The organism is Martelella sp. AD-3 (assembly GCF_001578105.1).
GTDB lineage: Bacteria > Pseudomonadota > Alphaproteobacteria > Rhizobiales > Rhizobiaceae > Martelella.
The window spans coordinates 3,544,455-3,562,351 of record NZ_CP014275.1 but is presented as its reverse complement, the minus strand read 5'-3'; the positions used below and the strand labels follow the sequence as shown (position 1 = coordinate 3,562,351).

The window sequence follows — 17,897 nt, the reverse complement described above, 5'->3', positions numbered from 1 at the left end:
GCTCAGGTCCCTATGCCATACGTTGCCATCACGCGGGCGGTACGCGTTGCCGCCATGTCGGCATCGGCGATCAACCCGGCCTTGTCGGCAAGGCGCACGACGTCGGCCAGATGCTGCGCGGAACGGGCGCTCTGCTGGCCGCCGAGCATGGTGAAATGGTCCTGATGGCCCATCAGATAGGCCAGAAACACGACGCCGGTCTTGTAATAGCGCGTCGGCGCCTTGAAGATGTGGCGCGAGAGCGGCACGGTCGGCTCCATCACCGCGTTCCAGCGCTGCATGTCGCCCTTGGCAAGGGCTGCAAGACCGGTGGCGGCGACCGGCGCGATCGGATCGAAAATGCCGAGGAGCGCGTGGCTGTAGCCCTGGTCGTCGCCGGCAATCAGTTCGGGATAATTGAAGTCGTCGCCGGTATACATCTTCACGCCGTCGGGCAGCCGGCGACGCATGGCGATTTCCTTTTCGGCAGACAGCAGCGAGATCTTGATGCCGTCGACCTTGTCGGCGTTGCCGGCGATCACCTGCAGGCAGGTGTCCATCGCCGTCATGTGATCGGCGCTCGCCCAATAGCCTTCGAGCGCGGGATCGAACATCTCTCCGAGCCAGTGCAGAATGGCAGGCTTTCTGAGTCCCTGCAGGATGCGGCCATAGACACGGGCATAGTCATCGGCGCTCTTGGCGACCCGGCAGAGTGCGCGGGACGCCATCAGGATCACCTGGCCGCCGGTTGCCTCCACCGCCTCGCACTGCATTTCGTAAGCCGCGATCACGTCATCGATGGTCTTTGCGTCAGCGGGATCGAGATGGTCGGTGCCCGCGCCACAGGCGATCGAATGACCGCCGGCCTTTGCCTCTTTCACCGAGCGCTGGATCAGTTCCAGCGAGGTCGGCCAGTCCATGCCCATGCCGCGCTGGGCCGTGTCCATGGCCTCGGCCACGCCGAAGCCGAGCGACCACAGATGACGGCGGAAGGCGAGCGTCCTGTCCCAGTCGACATTGCAGTCGGACCAGGGATTGTTGTCGGCGAGCGGATCGACGACGACATGGGCGGCTGCAAAAACGGAACGGTTCCACTCGCCCTTGTCTGCGGCGACCGGCTTGCCGGAGAAGGTGAAGGTTTCGAGGCCGCCTGAAACGGTCGGAAGCTTGATAGCGGTCATGATCAGATCCCCAGATCTTCGAGGTCAACCCAGCGGCGTTCGCGCGCGCTCTCGTAGCCGGCCTCGGCAAGCTGCACGCCCTTGGCGCCTTCGCTCAGCGTGTAGGCAAAGGGGGCATCTTCCAGAACGTGGCGCAGGAATTGTTCCCACTGCACCTTGAAGCCGTTGTCGAACACGGTGTTGTCAGGCACTTCCTGCCAGTCGTCGAAGAAGTTCATCTTCTGCGGCTCGTCCGGGTTCCAGACAGGTTTCGGCGTGTTGGCGCGGTGCTGGCTATAGCACTTGTGCAGGCCGGCGACGGCCGAGCCATGGGTGCCGTCGATCTGGAAGGTCACAAGGTCGTCGCGGCGCACCCTTGTGCACCAGCTCGAATTGATATGGGCAACGATATCGCCCTCGAGCTGGAAAGTGGCATAGGCCGCGTCATCGGCGGTTGCCTGATATTCATTGCCCTCTTCGTCATACCGCGTCGGGATATGGGTTGCGGTGGTGCAGGACACGGATTTGACCGGCGCCACCACATTGTCGAGCACGTAGCGCCAATGGCAGAGCATGTCGGAGACCATGCCGCCGCCGTCTGCCGCGCGGTAGTTCCAGCTCGGGCGCTGGGCCGGCTGGTCCTCGCCGGTGAAGACCCAGTAGCCGAACTCGCCCTTCACCGAGAGGATCTTGCCGAAAAAACCGTTGTCGCGCAGGCGCTTCAGCTTGAGAAGGCCCGGAAGGTCGAGCTTGTCGTGGACGATACCGTTCTTGACGCCCTTTTCCTTGGCGTAGCGGGCAATCGAGACGGCCTCTTCAAGGCCTTCGGAAACCGGCTTTTCGGAATAGACATGCTTGCCGGCATCGATCGCCTTGCGGAGCAATGTCGGCCGCAGCTTGGTCGAGGCGGCATCGAAGAAGATGATGTTATAGGGATCGGCAAGCGCCGCATCGAGATCGGTCGTGTAGCGCTCAACGTTATGGCGCCTCGCCAGCTCCTCGATCTTGGCGGCGTTGCGGCCGACAATGATCGGGTCCGGCATCGCCCTGGAGCCGTCTTTCAGGCGCAGTCCGCCAGAATCGCGGATGGCCAGAACCGAACGGATCAAATGCTGGTTCATGCCCATGCGGCCGGTAACGCCGTGCATGATGATCCCGATACGATTGGTATCAGACATTTATTTTCCTCCCATCAACCTGCTTATTACCTACCAGTTAGTAATAAATTGGTCAAGGACGGACAAATGGAAAATCAGGGTGTCGGATGGGAGGCGGTTTCAGGGATCGGACGATTGAGACGGGGCGTAAAAAACAATGCAAGGCCGTCTTTCTCGGCGTCACCCTCGGGCCCTGCCCCGAGGAGCCAAGCGCCTTGCCCGCCGACAGGCGTCTGCGGCGTCATGAAACCTCGAACCGTCACGACAACCGTTCGCCAACGCTTCTCGCGTCAGACGTGGTTAGATGCTCGGGACAGGCCCGAGCATGACGCAAGTGGGTGGTGAACGACCATCAGGGAACCGAAATCCCGGTGGGACAGATGCGGCAATGGACAAGTCGTGTGCGCGCGCCCTCACACCTCCTCGAACAGGTCGATCACTTCCATCTCCGGCACCAGAACCAGTCCCTTGTCGGTGAGGCGGATTTCGGGGATGACGGAGAGCGGGATGAGGTTGAAGCCCATATAGGGGATGGCGCAGCCCGCTTCCTCCCATTCGAGCTTCAGCACGCGCACGGCGTCTGCGACATCGTTCACGCGCTTGTCGGAAAGAAGCCCCGCGATCGGCAGTTCGACCATGGCGCGGACCTTGCCCTCATTGACCACGCAAACGCCGCCCTGGCTCTCCTCGATGGCGCGCACAGCCACCTGCATGTCGGCCTCGTTGGTGCCGGCGACGATGATGTTGTGGCTGTCATGGCCGACGGACGAGGCGACGGCGCCGCGCTTCAGCGAGAAGTCGGCAAGCAGGCCGTTGGCGACATTGCCGTCGGACTTGCCGTGGCGCTCGATCACCGAGACGAAGCAGAGGTCGTGCCGGTCGAAATGGTCCTGCCAGTCATTCGCCAGTTCGAGCTCGATCCTGTCGTGGATCAGCGTGATGCCGGGCAGTTCGGTGCGGATGCAGTGAGCCACGACCTTTTTCGTCGGAAGATCGGGCGTCAGCCTGATCTCCTTCGGCAGTTTCACCGTATGATAGGCGGCTTCCGGATAGCGATAACGCTTCGAAAGCGCTTCATCAAGCAGCGGCGTCACCTTTTCGTCTTCCACGACGAGTTCGCCGCCATACCAGGTGTTGACCGGCTTCAGCGTGTCGTCCAGCAGCACGATATCGGCGCGTCTGCCGCCGCCGAGCCCGCCGATCTCCTCGCCCATGCCGAAACGCGTGGCGCCATGCAACGAGCCCATCGACCAGGCCTGTTCCGGCTTCATGCCGGCCTTCACCGCCTGGCGCGTCACCCAGTCCTGGCCGAACATCAAGAGGTCGTCGGCGTCGCGGTCATCGGTGCAGACGGCCACCCGCTTGTGGGAGGCGCCGAGCTCGGTGACGGCCTTGATCGCCTCGGGCAGCGAATGCCAGGGCGTGGTCGGCGGGCCGCCGCGCAGGAAGACCCAGACGCCCGCTTCGATCAGGTCATTGGCGATCTCGCGATCGATCGCCTCATGTGTATCGGTCACGCCGGCAGCGGCATAGGCCGCTACGAAATCGCGACCATAGACATGGCCGGAGACCGGACGGCCGCGTTTGAGCGATTCGGCGATGATGGCATGCGAGCGCTCGTCACTCATGGCCACCGGCACGAAGTCCATCTTCTCGCCGAGCGCGACGGCCTCCGGCCAGCGGTCGAAGATTTTCGCGATCTTTTCCGGCGTCAGGTCGCCGCCGGCCGTTTCCATCCCGGGACTGGTGGCCGGAACCGTGCTGGGAACCGTGAGGAAGATCGAAAGCGGCGCCTCGCGCGCATCCTCCAGCATCGCCTCCACGCCCGCGACATCCATCACATTGCCGATTTCGTGGCTGTCACAGAAGATCGTCGTGGTGCCGTTCAGAAGCGCTGCCTCGGCATAGGCGCAGGCCGTGACCATGCTGGATTCGATATGGAGATGCGGATCCACCAGGCCGGGCGCAATGATGCCGCCCTTGACGTCGTGGACGTTCGCCGCCTTGCCGCGATAGGTTCCGGCCGGTTTCATCGCGGCGATGCGGCCGCCCGCAATCCAGAGTTCGCGGTCGTCGAGCATGCGTTCCGAATAGGTCGACAGCGCGCGCGCGCCGGTGATGACGAGGTCGGGCTCCTCGCGGCCAAAGGCGACGTCGGCGAGCCGCCGGGTCATTTCGGAAAGTGGGGCGACAGAAAAACGTGTCAGCTTGCTCATGATCGGCCTTCGTGCTGGTCAGGTTGGCGCGCGTCACGGACGGACGCTTTCGCCGTGGAGGCTAACCATGGCGCGGCGGACGGTCCAGAGCTTTCTTGCAAAGGCCTGCCCGGGCGGTTTTGCGGCATTCAGCCTGCCGATCGCGCCTCGGCGATCGCCGATTCCAGCATGATCCTGTCGAGCACGCCCGGATAGACCATGCGGCCGATGACATAGGAGGGCGTGCCATTGAACTGGAAGGCTTCGGCCTGGTGGTAGTTGCGATCGAGCAGGTCGGAGATCTTCTTCTCGTTCGCCTTCACCGCCTCGGCAATGGCGTCGAAATCCAGCCCGGCGGCGGTCAGAAGCGTTTCGATCCGCTCATGCGTGAGACGTCCCTGCGCGGTCATCAGCGCGTTGAGCGCCGTGTCATATTCGCCGAGAGCCGCCGCGCCCTGAACAGCCTGGGCGGCGTAGACGGAGACCTCGCCGAAGATCGGCCAGTCCTTCATCACCAGCCTCACATTGCCGTCCTTTGCCACGACGTCGCGCACCATCGGGTAGTCGCGCTTGCAATAGGTGCACTGGAAGTCGAAATATTCGACCACGGTAACGTCGCCTTCCGGATTGCCGAGGACGGGCGCGTTCGGGTCCGCGAAAACCTCCTGTGGCGTCGGTTCGTGAGCGAAGGCCGCGCCGAAAGGCGACAGCGCCAGTCCCGAACCCGCGAGGACGCCCTTCAGCAGGCTGCGTCTTTGCATCATCTGAAACTCCTTTGATCGGATGAGGTTCGAATATAGGAGATGCTTCCGGCTTGCCACCCATCAACTTTGCGCGAGGCGCAGTTTGATAAAAATTTTCTATCGAAATATGAGAAATTGAAATTGGACATGGACAGCCTTGTTCCGCTTCACTCACCATAAGGAAATAGAGGGAGCGATATAGTGGACGACCGAAAACTCTACCTCAAGTTCATCGATGCCGACGTTCAAGGCATAATTTCTCTTTATTGGGAGAATGCGCCGGAGACCTGCAAGGCCATCTGGGGCGCGCTCGAAAAGCCGATCCGGTGGCCGGCGACCCATGCCATGTTTGCGGGGCCCGAGATCATGATGGGCCTGCCGGAGGAAGCACGCAATTTCGACCCGACGAAACTGCCGCCGGAAAACCAGACGATCCTGCCCGAACCCGGCGAAATGCTGTGGTTCTACCAGCCCAAGAACTTCTTCAAGAACGATCCCTCGGAGTTCTGGGAGCTTGGCATGTTCTATGGGCAAGGCGGGCGTACTTTTGGCCCGACCGGCTGGATTTCCTGCACCTATATCGGAAAAATGACCGAAAACCTTGATGCGGTTGCCGAGCAGTGCAGACGCATCCGCATCGAAGGCGCAAAGCGGGTGGAAGTCGGGCGTCTCGCCTGACCCCCCTGAAACATAAAAAAGAGGAAGGGAATAGCATGAAACGCGTAACCACACTGCTGGCGACTGTGTCAGTTCTCGCCGCCTCGCAGGCTTCTGCCTTCGCGGCGGAAATCACCATCAACTCCTTTGGCGGCGCCTATGAGGAGGCCCACCGCAAATGCGTCATCGAGCCGTTCACCGCCGAAACCGGGGCGGATGTGAAGATCGTCACCGCCTATTCGGCGGACGCCTTCGCCCAGTTGCGCGCCCAGAAGGACGCGCCGCAGTTCGATGTCATCCATTTTTCCGGCGGTCAGGAGATCGTCGGCGCCGAGGAGGGGCTGCTCGCGCCGATCGATCCCTCGAAACTCACGAATGCCGCCGACCTCTACTCCTTCGCCGGCGCCAATATGGACAAGGGCGAGGGCCCTGCCTACCAGATCGCGGCCATCGGCCTGCTGTACAACAGCGACGAGCTTGCCGAAGCGCCGGCAAATTGGGCCGACCTGATGAAGCCGGAAATGGCGGAAGGTCTGGTGCTGACCGACATCTCCAACACCTACGGCCTGTTCGGCTTCCTGATGCTGAACCAGGTCGCCGGCGGTGACCTGGAAAACATCCAGCCGGGCCTCGACGCGGTGAAATCCATGCTCGACAACGGCGCCTATGTCGTTTCCAAGTCGCCGGAAATCCAGCAGTCCTTCGCGCAGGGTGGAGCTTTCGTTGCGCCTTATGCCTCCGACTATGCCTTTACGCTGAGAAAGGCCGGCCTGCCGGTCAAGTTCCAGCAGGGCGCGGAAGGCACGCCGGCAAGCTACATCACCGCCAATCTGGTGGCCGGCCGAGACAATGAAGACCTGGCGCTGAAGTTCATCGATGTCGAGCTTTCGCCCGAAGCCCAGGCCTGCTTCGCCGAGGCGCTGCGCTATACGCCGACCAATGCCAAGACCGAACTGCCGGCAGAGGTTGCCGCCGATGTCGCCTATGGCGAGGAAGGCGTGAAGAGCCTGCTGCGCTTCGACCCGGAAGTGATCGAGGCAAGCCGCGCCGACTGGGTCGTTGAGTGGAACAAGGCCATCGCCCAATAATCATGGGGTGCGCCCGCCCCGTATCCCGCCCCCAACCGGGATGCGGGGCGAACGAACCGCCTGACGTCGCACCCGGCCGTCGAATTGCGACAAAGCCATGGCCCTTGGCGGATGAGCATCAATCTTGCAGCTCGTTCCAGCCATTCTCTCCCGCCTGCGGGAGAGATGACCCGAAGGGGCAGTGAGGGCGACGCGGCTTTTCAATGTTGTGAGGGCGCCCGTGCTGAAGCTCTTCCCCTTCACTGTCGCGATGTCGCGCGCCACCGGAGCGGGAAAGTGTGGAGGCTCTGCTGCAAAGCGATCTGCGGCAGCCCCGCCTCGATGAAAAACCCGTGAGGGGGCCAGGTCTCGGCGCTGTCGCACTCGGAAAGGCTCGCGCTTTTTGCGCGGAAGGTGGATATTGCGATTGTCCCCACCGTCAGAAGGAACGTGGATGAACACTGACCGTGCAGAAAACGCGCTCCTGGTTTCGCCCGGGCTTCTGCTGCTGGCGCTCGCCTTCTTTCTCCCGATTGCCCGCATGCTCGGGCTTTCGGTGATGGCCGAGGAGGGGGGCTTCACGCTTGCCCATTTCGCCCAATTTGTCAGCGAGCCATATTATCTCGGCGTCTTGTGGCGCACGATCCGGCTCTCCTTCATCATCACGCTGGTTTCCGCGCTGATCGGCTTTCCGCTTGCCTATATCATGGCGCGGACGGGACCGCGCGCGCGGCTGTGGCTGATCATCGTCATCCTGCTGCCGCTGATGACCAGCGTCGTCATCCGCACCTTCGGCTGGATGGTGATCTTCGAGCGCGGCGGCATCGTTTCCGGCACGCTGTACGATCTCGGCTTGGTCAAGCGCAATTTCACCCTGATGCGGACCGAGACCGCGATCGTCATCGGCATGGTGCAGGTTTTGCTGCCCTTCATGACGCTGTCGATCCTCGGCGTGATCACGCGGATCGACCAGCGGCTGGAAGAGGCCGCGCGCACCATGGGCTGCAATTTTCTCCAGTCCTTCCGCCATGTGGTGCTGCCGCTGTCCATGCCGGGCATCGCCGCCGGCTCGCTGCTCGCCTTCACGCTTTCGGCGAGCTCCTTCGTCACGCCGAGTCTTCTCGGCGGCCCCAGGCTTCAGGTTCTGGCCTCCTCGATCTATTCCTCGGTAACGCAGACGCTCGACTGGCATTTCGCCGCTGCCCAGGCGGTCATCCTGTTCCTCGGCATCGCGCTGACCCTCATTCCCTATTTCAGGCTCACGGGAGGCCGGCATGGTTAAGGCGGTTCCGCTCTGGCTGAAGATTGCGACCTATGTCTTCATCGCGCTCATCGTCGTGCTGATGCTCGCTCCGCTGATCGTGGTCGTCGGCACGTCCTTCTCCGCCAACCAGTTCATCTCCTTCCCGCCAAAGGATTTCTCGCTGGAATGGTACCGAAAGGTCCTGTCGTCGGATGCCTATCTCGGCTCGGCCGGGCTCAGCCTGGCGATCGCGCTACTGGTCACGCTTTCCTCCGTCATCATCGGCGGGGCGGCGGCGATCGCGATCCACCGGCGGCAATTGCCGAAGTCGGAGCTTCTCGGCGCTCTTTTCCTGTCGCCGCTGATCCTGCCGACGATCATCTATGCCATCGGCCTGTTGATGTTCTGGAGCGCCGCCTTCGGCCGAGTCTCCTTCGTCACGCTCTGGATCGGCCATACGGCGATCACGTTGCCCTATGTGGTGCGCACCACGCTTGCCGTGCTGACCGAATCCGATCCCTTCATCGAGGAGGCGGCGCGCACCATGGGGGCGGGGCGCATCCAGCGGCTCTTTTTCGTGGTGCTGCCGCAATGCCGGCCGGGCCTTGCCGCAGGGGCCTTCTTCGCCTTCAACATCTCCTTCGACGAGGCGGTGCTGTCGCTGTTCCTCAGAACCCCGGACCTCACCACGCTGCCGGTGCAGATCTACGGCCAGCTCGAATTCAGTCCCGACCCTTCCGTCGCCGCGGTCTCCACGATCATGATCGCGCTCACCGTTCTGCTCATTCTCGTGATCGACCGCGTTCTCGGAATCGGCAAGTTCGCGAGCGCATAGGAATAAAATCATGTCAGACATACATCTCGACCAGATCAGAAAATCCTATGGCCATGTGGAAGTGCTTCACGGCATCGATCTGAAGCTCGCCTCCGGCGAATTCGTCAGCCTTCTGGGCGCCTCGGGCTGTGGCAAGACCACGCTGTTGCGCACCGTGGCCGGGTTGGAAGCGGCGTCTGCCGGGCGCGTGGTCATCGACCATCAGGACGTCACCAACCTGCCGCCGGAGCGCCGGGACATCGCGATGATGTTCCAGTCCTACGCGCTGCTGCCGCATCTCAGCGTCTATGAAAACGTCCGTTTTCCCCTGCGCATGCGCCGCATCGGCACGCGCGCCGAGCAGGACCAGCGGGTGAAGGACGCGCTTGAGACCGTGCAGTTGCCGCATCTTTCCGACCGTTTCCCGCGCCAGCTTTCCGGCGGCCAGCAGCAGCGCGTGGCCCTTGCCCGCGCCATCGTCTCGAACCCGAAAGTGCTGCTGCTCGACGAGCCGCTTTCCAATCTCGACGCGCGTCTGCGCGAGGACATGCAGGTGGAGCTGATCGAGATCCACCGCCGCCTCGGCCTGACGACGCTGTTCGTCACCCACGACCAGGAGGAGGCCTTGAGCCTCTCCGACCGGGTCGTGTTGCTGAATGCCGGAAAGGTGGAACAGGAAGGGGCGCCGGAGGCGATCTATGCCGAGCCCGCCACCGAATTCGTCTCCGGCTTCATCGGTTCGGCCAATATTCTGCCGGCCACGGTCGAGGCGGGGTATGCGGTTCTGGAAGACGGGCAACGGCTTGCGCTGCCGGCTTCCGACAGGCCGGACGGCCCGGTCTCGGTCGCGCTCCGGCAGGAGGATCTCGGCGTGGCTGCCGATGGTGGGGGGCTGAAGGCCAGGGTCAGGACCCGCGTCTATCTCGGCGGGCGCAACCGCTATGTCCTTTCGCTTGCCGGCCAGACCATCCGCATGCTGACGGCAAACGAGATCGTGCTGAAACCGGGCGAAGACGTGATGCTTTCCATAGCGCTCGACCGCATCCGCGTTCTTGATCGCCGGAACACCTGATCCCAACCGAAGGAAGATCCCCATGTCGGATTTCGAAACGCGACTTTTCATCAACGGCCGGTTCGAAGCGGGCGAGGGCAACCTTGAGACGGCCTTCGAGCCCGCAACGGGCCGGAAGCTTGCCGGCGTCACTTCGGCAAGCGAGGAGCAGATCAACCGCGCGGTAGAGGCGGCAGACGCCGCCCGGCACGGCTTTGCGCTGACGACGCCGAGGGAACGGGCGAAAGCCCTCAACGCCATCGCCGACAAGGTGGAAGGCAATGGCGACCTCGCGTCCATCGAATCCCTCAATGCCGGCAAGCCGCTGCGCTTCGTCGTCGCGGGCGAACTGGCCAATGTCGCCGACGTCTTCCGTTTCTTTGCGTCCGCGATCCGCAATATGCCGGCATCGGCCGCCGGTCACTACCGCTCGTCCTCGATGATGAGCATGATGCGGCGCGATCCGGTCGGCGTCATCGCCCAGATCGCGCCGTGGAACTACCCGCTCTTGATGGCGGCGTGGAAGATCGCGCCCGCCGTTGCCGCCGGCAATACGGTGGTGATCAAGCCCTCCGAGCATACCCCGCTCAGCCTGCTGAAGCTTGCCGAAATCATCGGCGATCTCCTGCCGCCGGGCGTCATCAATGTCGTGCTCGGCAACGGCCTCGACGTCGGCCAGAAGCTGATCTCGCACGATCGGGTGCGGATGATTTCCCTGACGGGGGATGTCCGCACCGGCCGCGCCGTGCTCCAGGCGGCAGCCGGCCCCATGATCAAGCGCACCCATCTGGAATTGGGCGGCAAGGCGCCGGTGATCGTCGCCGACGATGCCGATCTGGAAAGGCTCGTCGCGACGCTGCGCGAGGCCAGCTTCTACAATGCCGGGCAGGACTGCACCGCCGCCTGCCGTATCCTCGTCAGCCACGCGCGCGCCGATGAACTGAAAGAGCGCCTCGTCGCCATGATCGGCGAACTTTCCTTCGGCGCTCCGGAGCGGGATGATGTCGAGTTCGGCCCCGTCATCACCGCCCGCCACCGCGACCGCATCGCCGGTTTCGTCGAGCGCGCGAAAGCCGAGGGCGGCACCGTGCTTGTCGGCGGCAAGGCACCGGAAGGCGACGGCTATTTCTTTGAGCCGACTCTGGTGGAAGCGCCCGCCGAAGCAGAGATCGTGCAGAAGGAGGTCTTCGGCCCGGTGATTTCGCTCACAAGCGTCGCCGACGACAAGGAAGCGCTCGCCATCGCCAACGCCTCCGAATACGGCCTCGCCTCCTCCGTCTGGTCGAAGGACAGCGCACGTGCGGCGTGCATTGCCGGCGCGCTCGAATACGGCGTCACCTGGATCAACACCCACGGCGTCTTCGCAACCGAGATGCCCCATGGGGGCATGAAGAATTCCGGCTATGGCTCGGATCTCTCCATGCAGTCGCTCCTCGACTATACTCAGGTCCGCCATGTGATGACCGCGCTCGACTGAGCCTGATTGTCTGCGGCAAGGGAGGCTGGTAGAAGATGCCCATGCGCATCATCGACATGGCCACCTTTGTTGCCCTGGCACGCAACCGGCATTTCGGCCGGACGGCGCAGGAGATGAACACGACGCAGCCGGCCATTTCCTCGCGTCTTGCCATTCTGGAGCGCGAATATGCCTGCCGGCTGGTGGAGCGCGGCGACCGCGAGTTCCGCCTGACGCCGGCGGGCGAAGAGGCGCTGATCGTGTTTCAGGATGTCCTCGAAAAGCTCAATGCCCTCAGATCCGACCTGAAGGAGGGCGGCAGCGATGCAGCCTATATCGTACGCATCGGCGCGATCGATTCCGTGGTCGCCACCTGGATGCCGGATTTCATCGAGGCGCTCAGCCAGGCCATGCCCAATCTCAGGGTGGAGCTCACCATCGAGGGGACGCGCGATCTCATCGCCGGCCTTTCGCGCGGCGAATTCGACCTGATCTTCGGCATCGAGCCGGCGATCGGCGATAATTTCCGCTCCTTCATCATCTGCTATTACGAGATGGTCTGGGCGGCAGCGCCTGCGGTGATCGACGAGAAGACCACCTACAGCGTCGACGAATTGTCAAACATGCCGATCATCACCTTTCCCAAGGGCACGCCGCCCTATGCCTATGTGGCGCCCTATTTTCAGGACGAGCGGGTGCTGGCCTCCAAGCTTACCAGTTCCAACTCTTTGTTTGCCATGATCAATCTTCTGATCGGCGGATTCGGCGTCGCCGCCATTCCCTCCGTCGCGATCGCGCGCGAACTTGAAAATCGGCTGCTTTGCCGTGTGAACGTTGCAAAACCGTTTCCGCCGATGCCGATCGTTGCGAGCTACCAGACCGCCGTCGGCCAGAATATTCTCAGAGCCGTCGCGGAGGAGGCCCGCAAGAGCGCTGCCGCCTTCTGCGAACGGGCGGCGTCCGAAAGCGCCTGGGTGCCGCCGGTCCCTTGAAAGAGCGGTTTTCCGGCGGAGAACCGCCTGGCGCGATTGCAAGCATGCCCCGGTCGGCTGGCCTCAACCGGCTTCCACGAAAATGCGGTGAAACAGATAGAGGGAACGAAAAGATGTTTCGGTGAAACGTCGATGCGTAGATTCAAGAGGTTAGAGTGTCCTTTGTGCGTCCGAATGGACGCACGGCGCTCTAGCTGATGATCGCCACGGATTTGATCTGGGCGAACACCTTTCTCCCCGGTTTCAGGTCGAGCAGATAGGTCGAGCGCGCCGTCACGCGGGCCATGATGATCGTGTTGCCGATTTCAAGCGCGATCAACTGTACCGAGGGGTCCTCGCTGCGACGGATCTGGCGGATTGTCGCCGGAATGCGGTTGACGATCGAGACCTTGGGATTTTCGACAAGCGCGATCGAGACGTCGCGGGCATGGATCATCAGCCGCACGCGCTCGCCCACCGCCTTTCCGGTGTCGCTGACCCACAGCGCGCCGCCGTCGAACTTGGCGAGCGCCAGATGCCATTTCAGGTCGATATCGGCGATCGTGGCGTCGACGGCGATGCCGGCCCGGCGCTCGTGGGCGATTGGAAGGTCGAGCCGCGCAAGCGTCTCCGGCGTCGGCCCCGCGCCAATGACCCGTCCCTCGCGCATGACCACGAGATGATCGGTGAAGCGGGCCACTTCCTCCGGCGCGTGGGTGACGTAAAGCACGGGAATGGAGAGCGTGTGGCGGAGGTTTTCCAGATAAGGGAAAATGTCCTGGCGCGCCTGCAGATCGAGCGCCGACATCGGTTCGTCCATCAAGAGCAGGCGCGGGGCGGACAGCAGCGCCCGGGCGATGCCGACGCGCTGGCGCTCGCCGCCGGAAAGCCGGCCCGGTGTGCGTTCGAGAAGGTCTTCGAGGCCGAGAAGGGATGTCAGTTCGTCGAAACGGCCGGCGCTTTCGCCTCTGGCCCGTTTCATGGCGAAACGCAGATTGTCCCTCACCGTCAGATGCTGGAAAAGATTGGCATGCTGGAAGACGTAGCCGACGGCGCGCCGGTGGGCGGGCCGGAAGCGTCTTCCGTCCTGCCAGACCTCTCCGTCGATCGAGAACGCGCCGTCCTTGAGGTGTTCAAGGCCGGCAAAGCACCGCAGAAGCGTCGTCTTGCCGCAGCCCGAGGGACCGAAAAGCGCGGTCACTCCGTTTTGCGGGAAATCGAACGCCGCATCCAGCGAAAATGCGCCGAGCATTCCGGCGAAACGGGCCTCAAGCATGACATCACTCATGGAAACCGCCTCCGGACATGACGCTCGATCAGCATGGTCGACAGGATGACGGCAAAGGAGAAGGCCACCATGCCGAAGGCAAGGATATGAGCCTTCTGCCACTGCAACGTCTCGACATAGTCATAGATCGCGACGGAAAGAACCTTCGTTTCACCGGGAATATTGCCGCCGATCATCAGCACGACGCCGAACTCGCCGACGGTGTGGGCAAAGCCCAGGATCGCGCCGGTCAAAAGGCCGGGGCGCGCCAGGGGGAGCGCGACGCTGAAGAACCGGTCGAACGGTCCGGCCCTGAGCGTCGCCGCCGCCTCCAGCGGATCATTGCCGATTGCCTCGAAGGCGTTGCGCACCGGCTGCACGGCAAAGGGCAGGGAATAGATTACCGAGCCAACCACCAGCCCGGCGAAGGTAAAGGGCAGGGAGAAACCCGTTACCGCCTTGATCGCCTCGCCAAGCGGGCTCTGGGGGGCAAGCGCGATCAGGAGGTAGAAGCCGAGCACCGTCGGCGGCAGCACCAGCGGCAGCGCCACGATCGTGCCGACCACTTCCTTCCACCATCGCTGCGACCGCGCCAGCCACCAGGCGAGCGGCACGCCGAAGAGCATGAGGAAGAACGTGGTGACGGCCGCCAGTTTCAGCGTCAGAAATACGGCTTCCCCCATCTCTCCTCCTTGCTCTGCCGGTAACCTCGGGAATCACGGGGCGATCTGGTAGCCGTGGTTCTGGACTATTTTGTGTGCGGCGTCGCTTTTCAGAAACGCCATGAACGAAACCGCCGCCGGATTATCCGCGCCGGATTTCAGAAGCACGGCATCCTGGGCGATCGGCTTGTAGAGATCCTGCGGCACCCGCCAGCGCGATCCACCTTCACGTCCGGCAACCTGGGAGAGAGCGACGAAGCCGATATCGGCGTTGCCGGTTGCCACGAATTGAAAGGCCTGGGTGATGTTCTCGCCCTGCACGATCCGGTCCTTCAGCCTGTTGTAGAGCTTCAGGGCTTCAAGCGTTTCAACGGCGGCAGCGCCATAGGGCGCGGAGGCCGGATTGGCGACGGCGACACGGTTGAAATCGGCGGGCCGTTCCAGAATGCTGCCATCCTCGAAAAGGTCTTCCTTGGCGCTGAAGAGCACCAGCGCGCCCAGCGCATAGGTGAAGCGGCTGTCGGCAAGCGCAAGCCCGGCCTCGACGGCAAGGCGCGGTCGCTCCTGGTCGGCGGCGAGAAGGACGGAAAACGGCGCGCCGTGCAGGATCTGGGCGTAGAGCCTGCCGGTTGAGCCGAAGCTGAGAACCGCCTCATGCCCGGTCTCCGCGGCAAAGAGGGCGGCAATCTCCTCGGCCGCCGCCGTGAAATTGGCGGCTACGGCGACATTGACCGTCTCGGCGGAGGCGGGACGCGTTGCGGCAAAGACCGAGGCGATGACGAGGAGGGCGATGAACAGGGACTTTTTTTTCATGATGGCGCTTGCACGTGAAGAATGCCGACGAGAGTGCATCGCCGCGCGGCCTGCGTCAAACCACTATTGTCAAAGGACGCGCCCGGCCGGTTAAAATTTCGGCAATCGCAGCGAAATGCCGGTTCGCGCAAACCTTTAAATGGATTAAAAGAAGAGCCGTCATCGCCGAGAAGCGCAGACCGAGCGGCAGGAAACGGGACGGAGCATCATGACAGAAGCAGCGAGACTGAACCTCAATGACGGCTGGACGGCAACATGTGAAGAGGCGGAAATCGCCGTCCCGCTTGCGGTTCCGGGCGACATCCACTCCGCCCTGCTTGCCGCGGGCAAGATAGAGGATCCCTACTGGCGCGACAACGAGACGAGGACGGATTGGGTCCATCGCTCGGTCTGGACCGCGCGGCGGTCTTTCGATCTCGAACATCTGCAAGACGGTTATTTTACCCTCCGCTTCGACAGCGTGGACTGCCTGGCCGAGGTTTTCGTCAATGGCAGGCGCGCCGGTCGCTGCGAGAGCCAGTTCCTGCGCTATGATTTCGACGTGACCACTCTTCTCAATGAGGGAGGGAACGTGATCGAGGTCGTGTTTCACTCCAATTCGCTGGAGGCTGAAAAGCGGGCGCGGCAGTCCGAGTTTCCGATGCCGTATACGGCCAACAGCCGCATCGGCCATCTCAATTTCCTGCGCAAGGCGCAGTGCCATGGCGGCTGGGACTGGGGAATCGCGCTCTGCCCGCTCGGGTTTTACGGCGATATCACGCTGGTCCGCACCGGCCACCTGCGCCTGGATGACGTCGCCATCCGCCAGCGCCACACGGAAGGCGCGGTCGAGCTGGACGTGACGCTGCACGCCTTTGCCTTCGCTCCGGCGGTGGAAGAGGCGGCGGTCGCGATCGACGGCCATGAGGAGAGGGCCACGCTTCGCGCCTATCCGGGCGAAAACCGCGTCCGCGTCACCGTGAAGATGGACCATCCGCGTCTGTGGTGGCCGGCGGGCCAGGGGGAGCAGGCCTTTTACGACCTTGCCGTTTCGCTCGGCGGACAGAAACGGGAATTCCGCATCGGCCTTCGCGATGTCGAGCTTCTGACCGACGCCGACGCGATCGGCAACCGCTTTGCCTTCAGGGTCAACGGCCGCGAGATCTTCATGAAGGGCGCGAACTGGATCCCGGGCGACGCGCTGCCCGAACGCGCCTCGAAGGAACAGGTGCGCGACCTGCTGGTCTCGGCGGTCGAAGCCAATATGAACATGATCCGCATCTGGGGCGGCGGCCAGTATGAGGCCGACTGGTTCTATGAACTGTGCGACGAACTCGGCCTGATGATCTGGCACGACTTCATGTTCGCCTGCAATCTCTATCCCGCCCACGAGCGTCCGTTTCTCGAACTCGTGCGCAAGGAGGCGCGCCAGCAGCTGCGCCGGCTTTCCCGCTTTGCGGCAATGGCGTTGTGGTGCGGCGACAACGAGCTTGTCGGCGCGCTGACCTGGTACAGGGAGAGCCTTGAAAACCGCGACCGCTACCTGGCGATATACGACCGGCTGAATCACGTTCTGGAAGAAGCGGTGGAAGACGAGGACCTCGGCCTGCCCTTCCGGCCCTCTTCGCCCTCGGTCGGCCGTCTTGATTTCGGCGACGGCTGGCATGTGGATACTTCCGGCGACATGCATTTCTGGGATGTCTGGCATTCGGCCAAGGATTTCGAGCATTACCGCAGCGTTCGCCCGCGCTTCTGCTCGGAATTCGGCTTCCAGTCCTTCCCTTCCATGCGCGTGATCGAAAGCTTCACCGAGGCGCTCGACCGCAACGTCTCCTCGGCGGTCATGGACGTTCACCAGCGCAATGAGGGCGGCAACAGCCGGATCGTTGAAACCATCGCCCGCTACTTTCGCTTTCCCGACAGTTTCGAGGATATGGTTTATCTGAGCCAGCTAAGCCAGGGACTGGCGATGAAGACGGCAATCGAGTTCTGGCGTTCCAACCGGCCGCGCACGATGGGCACGCTGTTCTGGCAGTTGAATGACACCTGGCCGGTGGCAAGCTGGTCGAGTCTCGAATATGGCGGCGGCTGGAAGGCGACGCAGTATCTCGCCCGCCGTTTCTTCGCCGATCTTCTGGTGACGGCACAACCTGATGCCGAGACCGGGGCGATCACGCTGCTCGCGGTTTCCGACGCGATGGTAGACGTTCCGATCACCGTGCGGCTTTCAAGCGTCAACGCGGCGTCCGGCAAAGTGACGGAAACTGGCGTCTATCCGGTGAGGGCCAAGGCCCGGAGCGTTGTCGAGGTTGCGCGCATTCACGAGGAGACGCTGGAAGACGGCGCCTTCCTCGTCTTCGACTGGCAGGATGCGGCAGGCAATGTTCTCGGCGCGAACGAGTATCTGCCGCAAAGGCCCAAGGCCTATCGCTTTGCCGAGCCCGAGATCGCGACAGCGGTCGAGATGCTTGGCGACGGTACGCGCCGTATCACGCTGACCAGCGACCGTCCGGCCCTCTACGTGACCTATGACCACGGCGGCGACGACGTCTACTCGGACAATTGCTTCACGCTGCTGCCCGGCGTGGCGAAGACGATTACCGTACGCCGCAGGCGGCAGTCGCATCTTCCGCAAGGCGGCACGGCAGACGTGAGCTATCTGCGCGGTTGAGAGAGGCTGCCT

15 protein-coding genes are annotated in these 17,897 nt (G+C 62.9%); 8 read left to right on the top strand and 7 right to left on the bottom strand.

Features of this window, described 5'->3' with window-relative positions; translation table 11 throughout:
* Positions 1 to 2: 2 nt before the first annotated feature.
* From AZF01_RS16510 to AZF01_RS16495, 4 genes are all read right to left on the bottom strand, one after another.
* Positions 3 to 1,160 (bottom strand): dihydrodipicolinate synthase family protein, encoded by a 1,158-nt coding sequence (locus AZF01_RS16510; protein ID WP_024710063.1) that lies wholly within the window; start codon positions 1,158 to 1,160, stop codon positions 3 to 5.
* A gap of 2 nt (positions 1,161 to 1,162) precedes the next feature.
* Positions 1,163 to 2,317 (bottom strand): Gfo/Idh/MocA family protein, encoded by a 1,155-nt coding sequence (locus tag AZF01_RS16505; protein WP_024710064.1) that lies wholly within the window; start codon positions 2,315 to 2,317, stop codon positions 1,163 to 1,165.
* Between the two features lie 392 nt (positions 2,318 to 2,709).
* Complete coding sequence (locus AZF01_RS16500) at positions 2,710 to 4,512, bottom strand: adenine deaminase (protein ID WP_024710065.1); 1,803 nt, start codon at positions 4,510 to 4,512, stop codon at positions 2,710 to 2,712.
* Between the two features lie 128 nt (positions 4,513 to 4,640).
* Positions 4,641 to 5,255 (bottom strand): DsbA family protein, encoded by a 615-nt coding sequence (locus AZF01_RS16495; RefSeq protein WP_024710066.1) that lies wholly within the window; start codon positions 5,253 to 5,255, stop codon positions 4,641 to 4,643.
* A 180-nt stretch (positions 5,256 to 5,435) separates the two neighbouring features.
* Here AZF01_RS16495 and AZF01_RS16490 point away from each other — a divergent pair, with 180 nt between their 5' ends.
* From AZF01_RS16490 to AZF01_RS16460, 7 genes are all read left to right on the top strand, one after another.
* Complete coding sequence (locus AZF01_RS16490; RefSeq protein ID WP_024710067.1) at positions 5,436 to 5,912, top strand: DUF3830 family protein; 477 nt, start codon at positions 5,436 to 5,438, stop codon at positions 5,910 to 5,912.
* A 35-nt stretch (positions 5,913 to 5,947) separates the two neighbouring features.
* Positions 5,948 to 6,979 (top strand): ABC transporter substrate-binding protein, encoded by a 1,032-nt coding sequence (locus tag AZF01_RS16485; RefSeq protein ID WP_024710068.1) that lies wholly within the window; start codon positions 5,948 to 5,950, stop codon positions 6,977 to 6,979.
* Positions 6,980 to 7,412: 433 nt separating this feature from the next.
* On the top strand, positions 7,413 to 8,240 hold the full coding sequence (locus tag AZF01_RS16480) for an ABC transporter permease (RefSeq protein ID WP_024710069.1): 828 nt from the start codon (positions 7,413 to 7,415) through the stop codon (positions 8,238 to 8,240).
* A complete protein-coding gene (locus AZF01_RS16475) occupies positions 8,233 to 9,036 on the top strand; it encodes an ABC transporter permease (RefSeq protein ID WP_024710070.1) in 804 nt (267 codons plus the stop codon). Before AZF01_RS16480 ends, AZF01_RS16475 begins: the two co-directional genes overlap by 8 nt.
* Before the next feature lie 10 nt (positions 9,037 to 9,046).
* Entirely contained in the window at positions 9,047 to 10,087 is a 1,041-nt protein-coding gene (locus AZF01_RS16470; protein ID WP_024710071.1) for an ABC transporter ATP-binding protein, read from the top strand.
* 22 nt (positions 10,088 to 10,109) lie between these two features.
* Positions 10,110 to 11,543, top strand: a complete 1,434-nt coding sequence (locus AZF01_RS16465; protein ID WP_024710072.1) for an aminobutyraldehyde dehydrogenase — start codon at positions 10,110 to 10,112, stop codon at positions 11,541 to 11,543.
* A gap of 41 nt (positions 11,544 to 11,584) precedes the next feature.
* The gene (locus AZF01_RS16460; RefSeq protein ID WP_024710073.1) at positions 11,585 to 12,514 is read left to right on the top strand and encodes a LysR family transcriptional regulator; all 930 of its coding nucleotides are present in this window, start codon (positions 11,585 to 11,587) and stop codon (positions 12,512 to 12,514) included.
* A gap of 190 nt (positions 12,515 to 12,704) precedes the next feature.
* Here AZF01_RS16460 and modC read toward each other — a convergent pair whose 3' ends face one another.
* The 3 genes from modC to modA are packed head-to-tail and all read right to left on the bottom strand — an operon-like array spanning position 12,705 to position 15,235.
* Positions 12,705 to 13,781 (bottom strand): molybdenum ABC transporter ATP-binding protein, encoded by a 1,077-nt coding sequence (gene modC, locus AZF01_RS16455; RefSeq protein WP_024710074.1) that lies wholly within the window; start codon positions 13,779 to 13,781, stop codon positions 12,705 to 12,707.
* On the bottom strand, positions 13,778 to 14,443 hold the full coding sequence (gene modB, locus AZF01_RS16450) for a molybdate ABC transporter permease subunit (protein WP_024710075.1): 666 nt from the start codon (positions 14,441 to 14,443) through the stop codon (positions 13,778 to 13,780). Before modB ends, modC begins: the two co-directional genes overlap by 4 nt.
* A 33-nt stretch (positions 14,444 to 14,476) precedes the next feature.
* The gene (modA, locus tag AZF01_RS16445; protein WP_024710076.1) at positions 14,477 to 15,235 is read right to left on the bottom strand and encodes a molybdate ABC transporter substrate-binding protein; all 759 of its coding nucleotides are present in this window, start codon (positions 15,233 to 15,235) and stop codon (positions 14,477 to 14,479) included.
* A 208-nt stretch (positions 15,236 to 15,443) separates the two neighbouring features.
* Between modA and AZF01_RS16440 the strand changes: the two genes are divergently transcribed.
* Entirely contained in the window at positions 15,444 to 17,885 is a 2,442-nt protein-coding gene (locus AZF01_RS16440; protein ID WP_061449803.1) for a glycoside hydrolase family 2 protein, read from the top strand.
* Positions 17,886 to 17,897 lie beyond the last annotated feature (12 nt).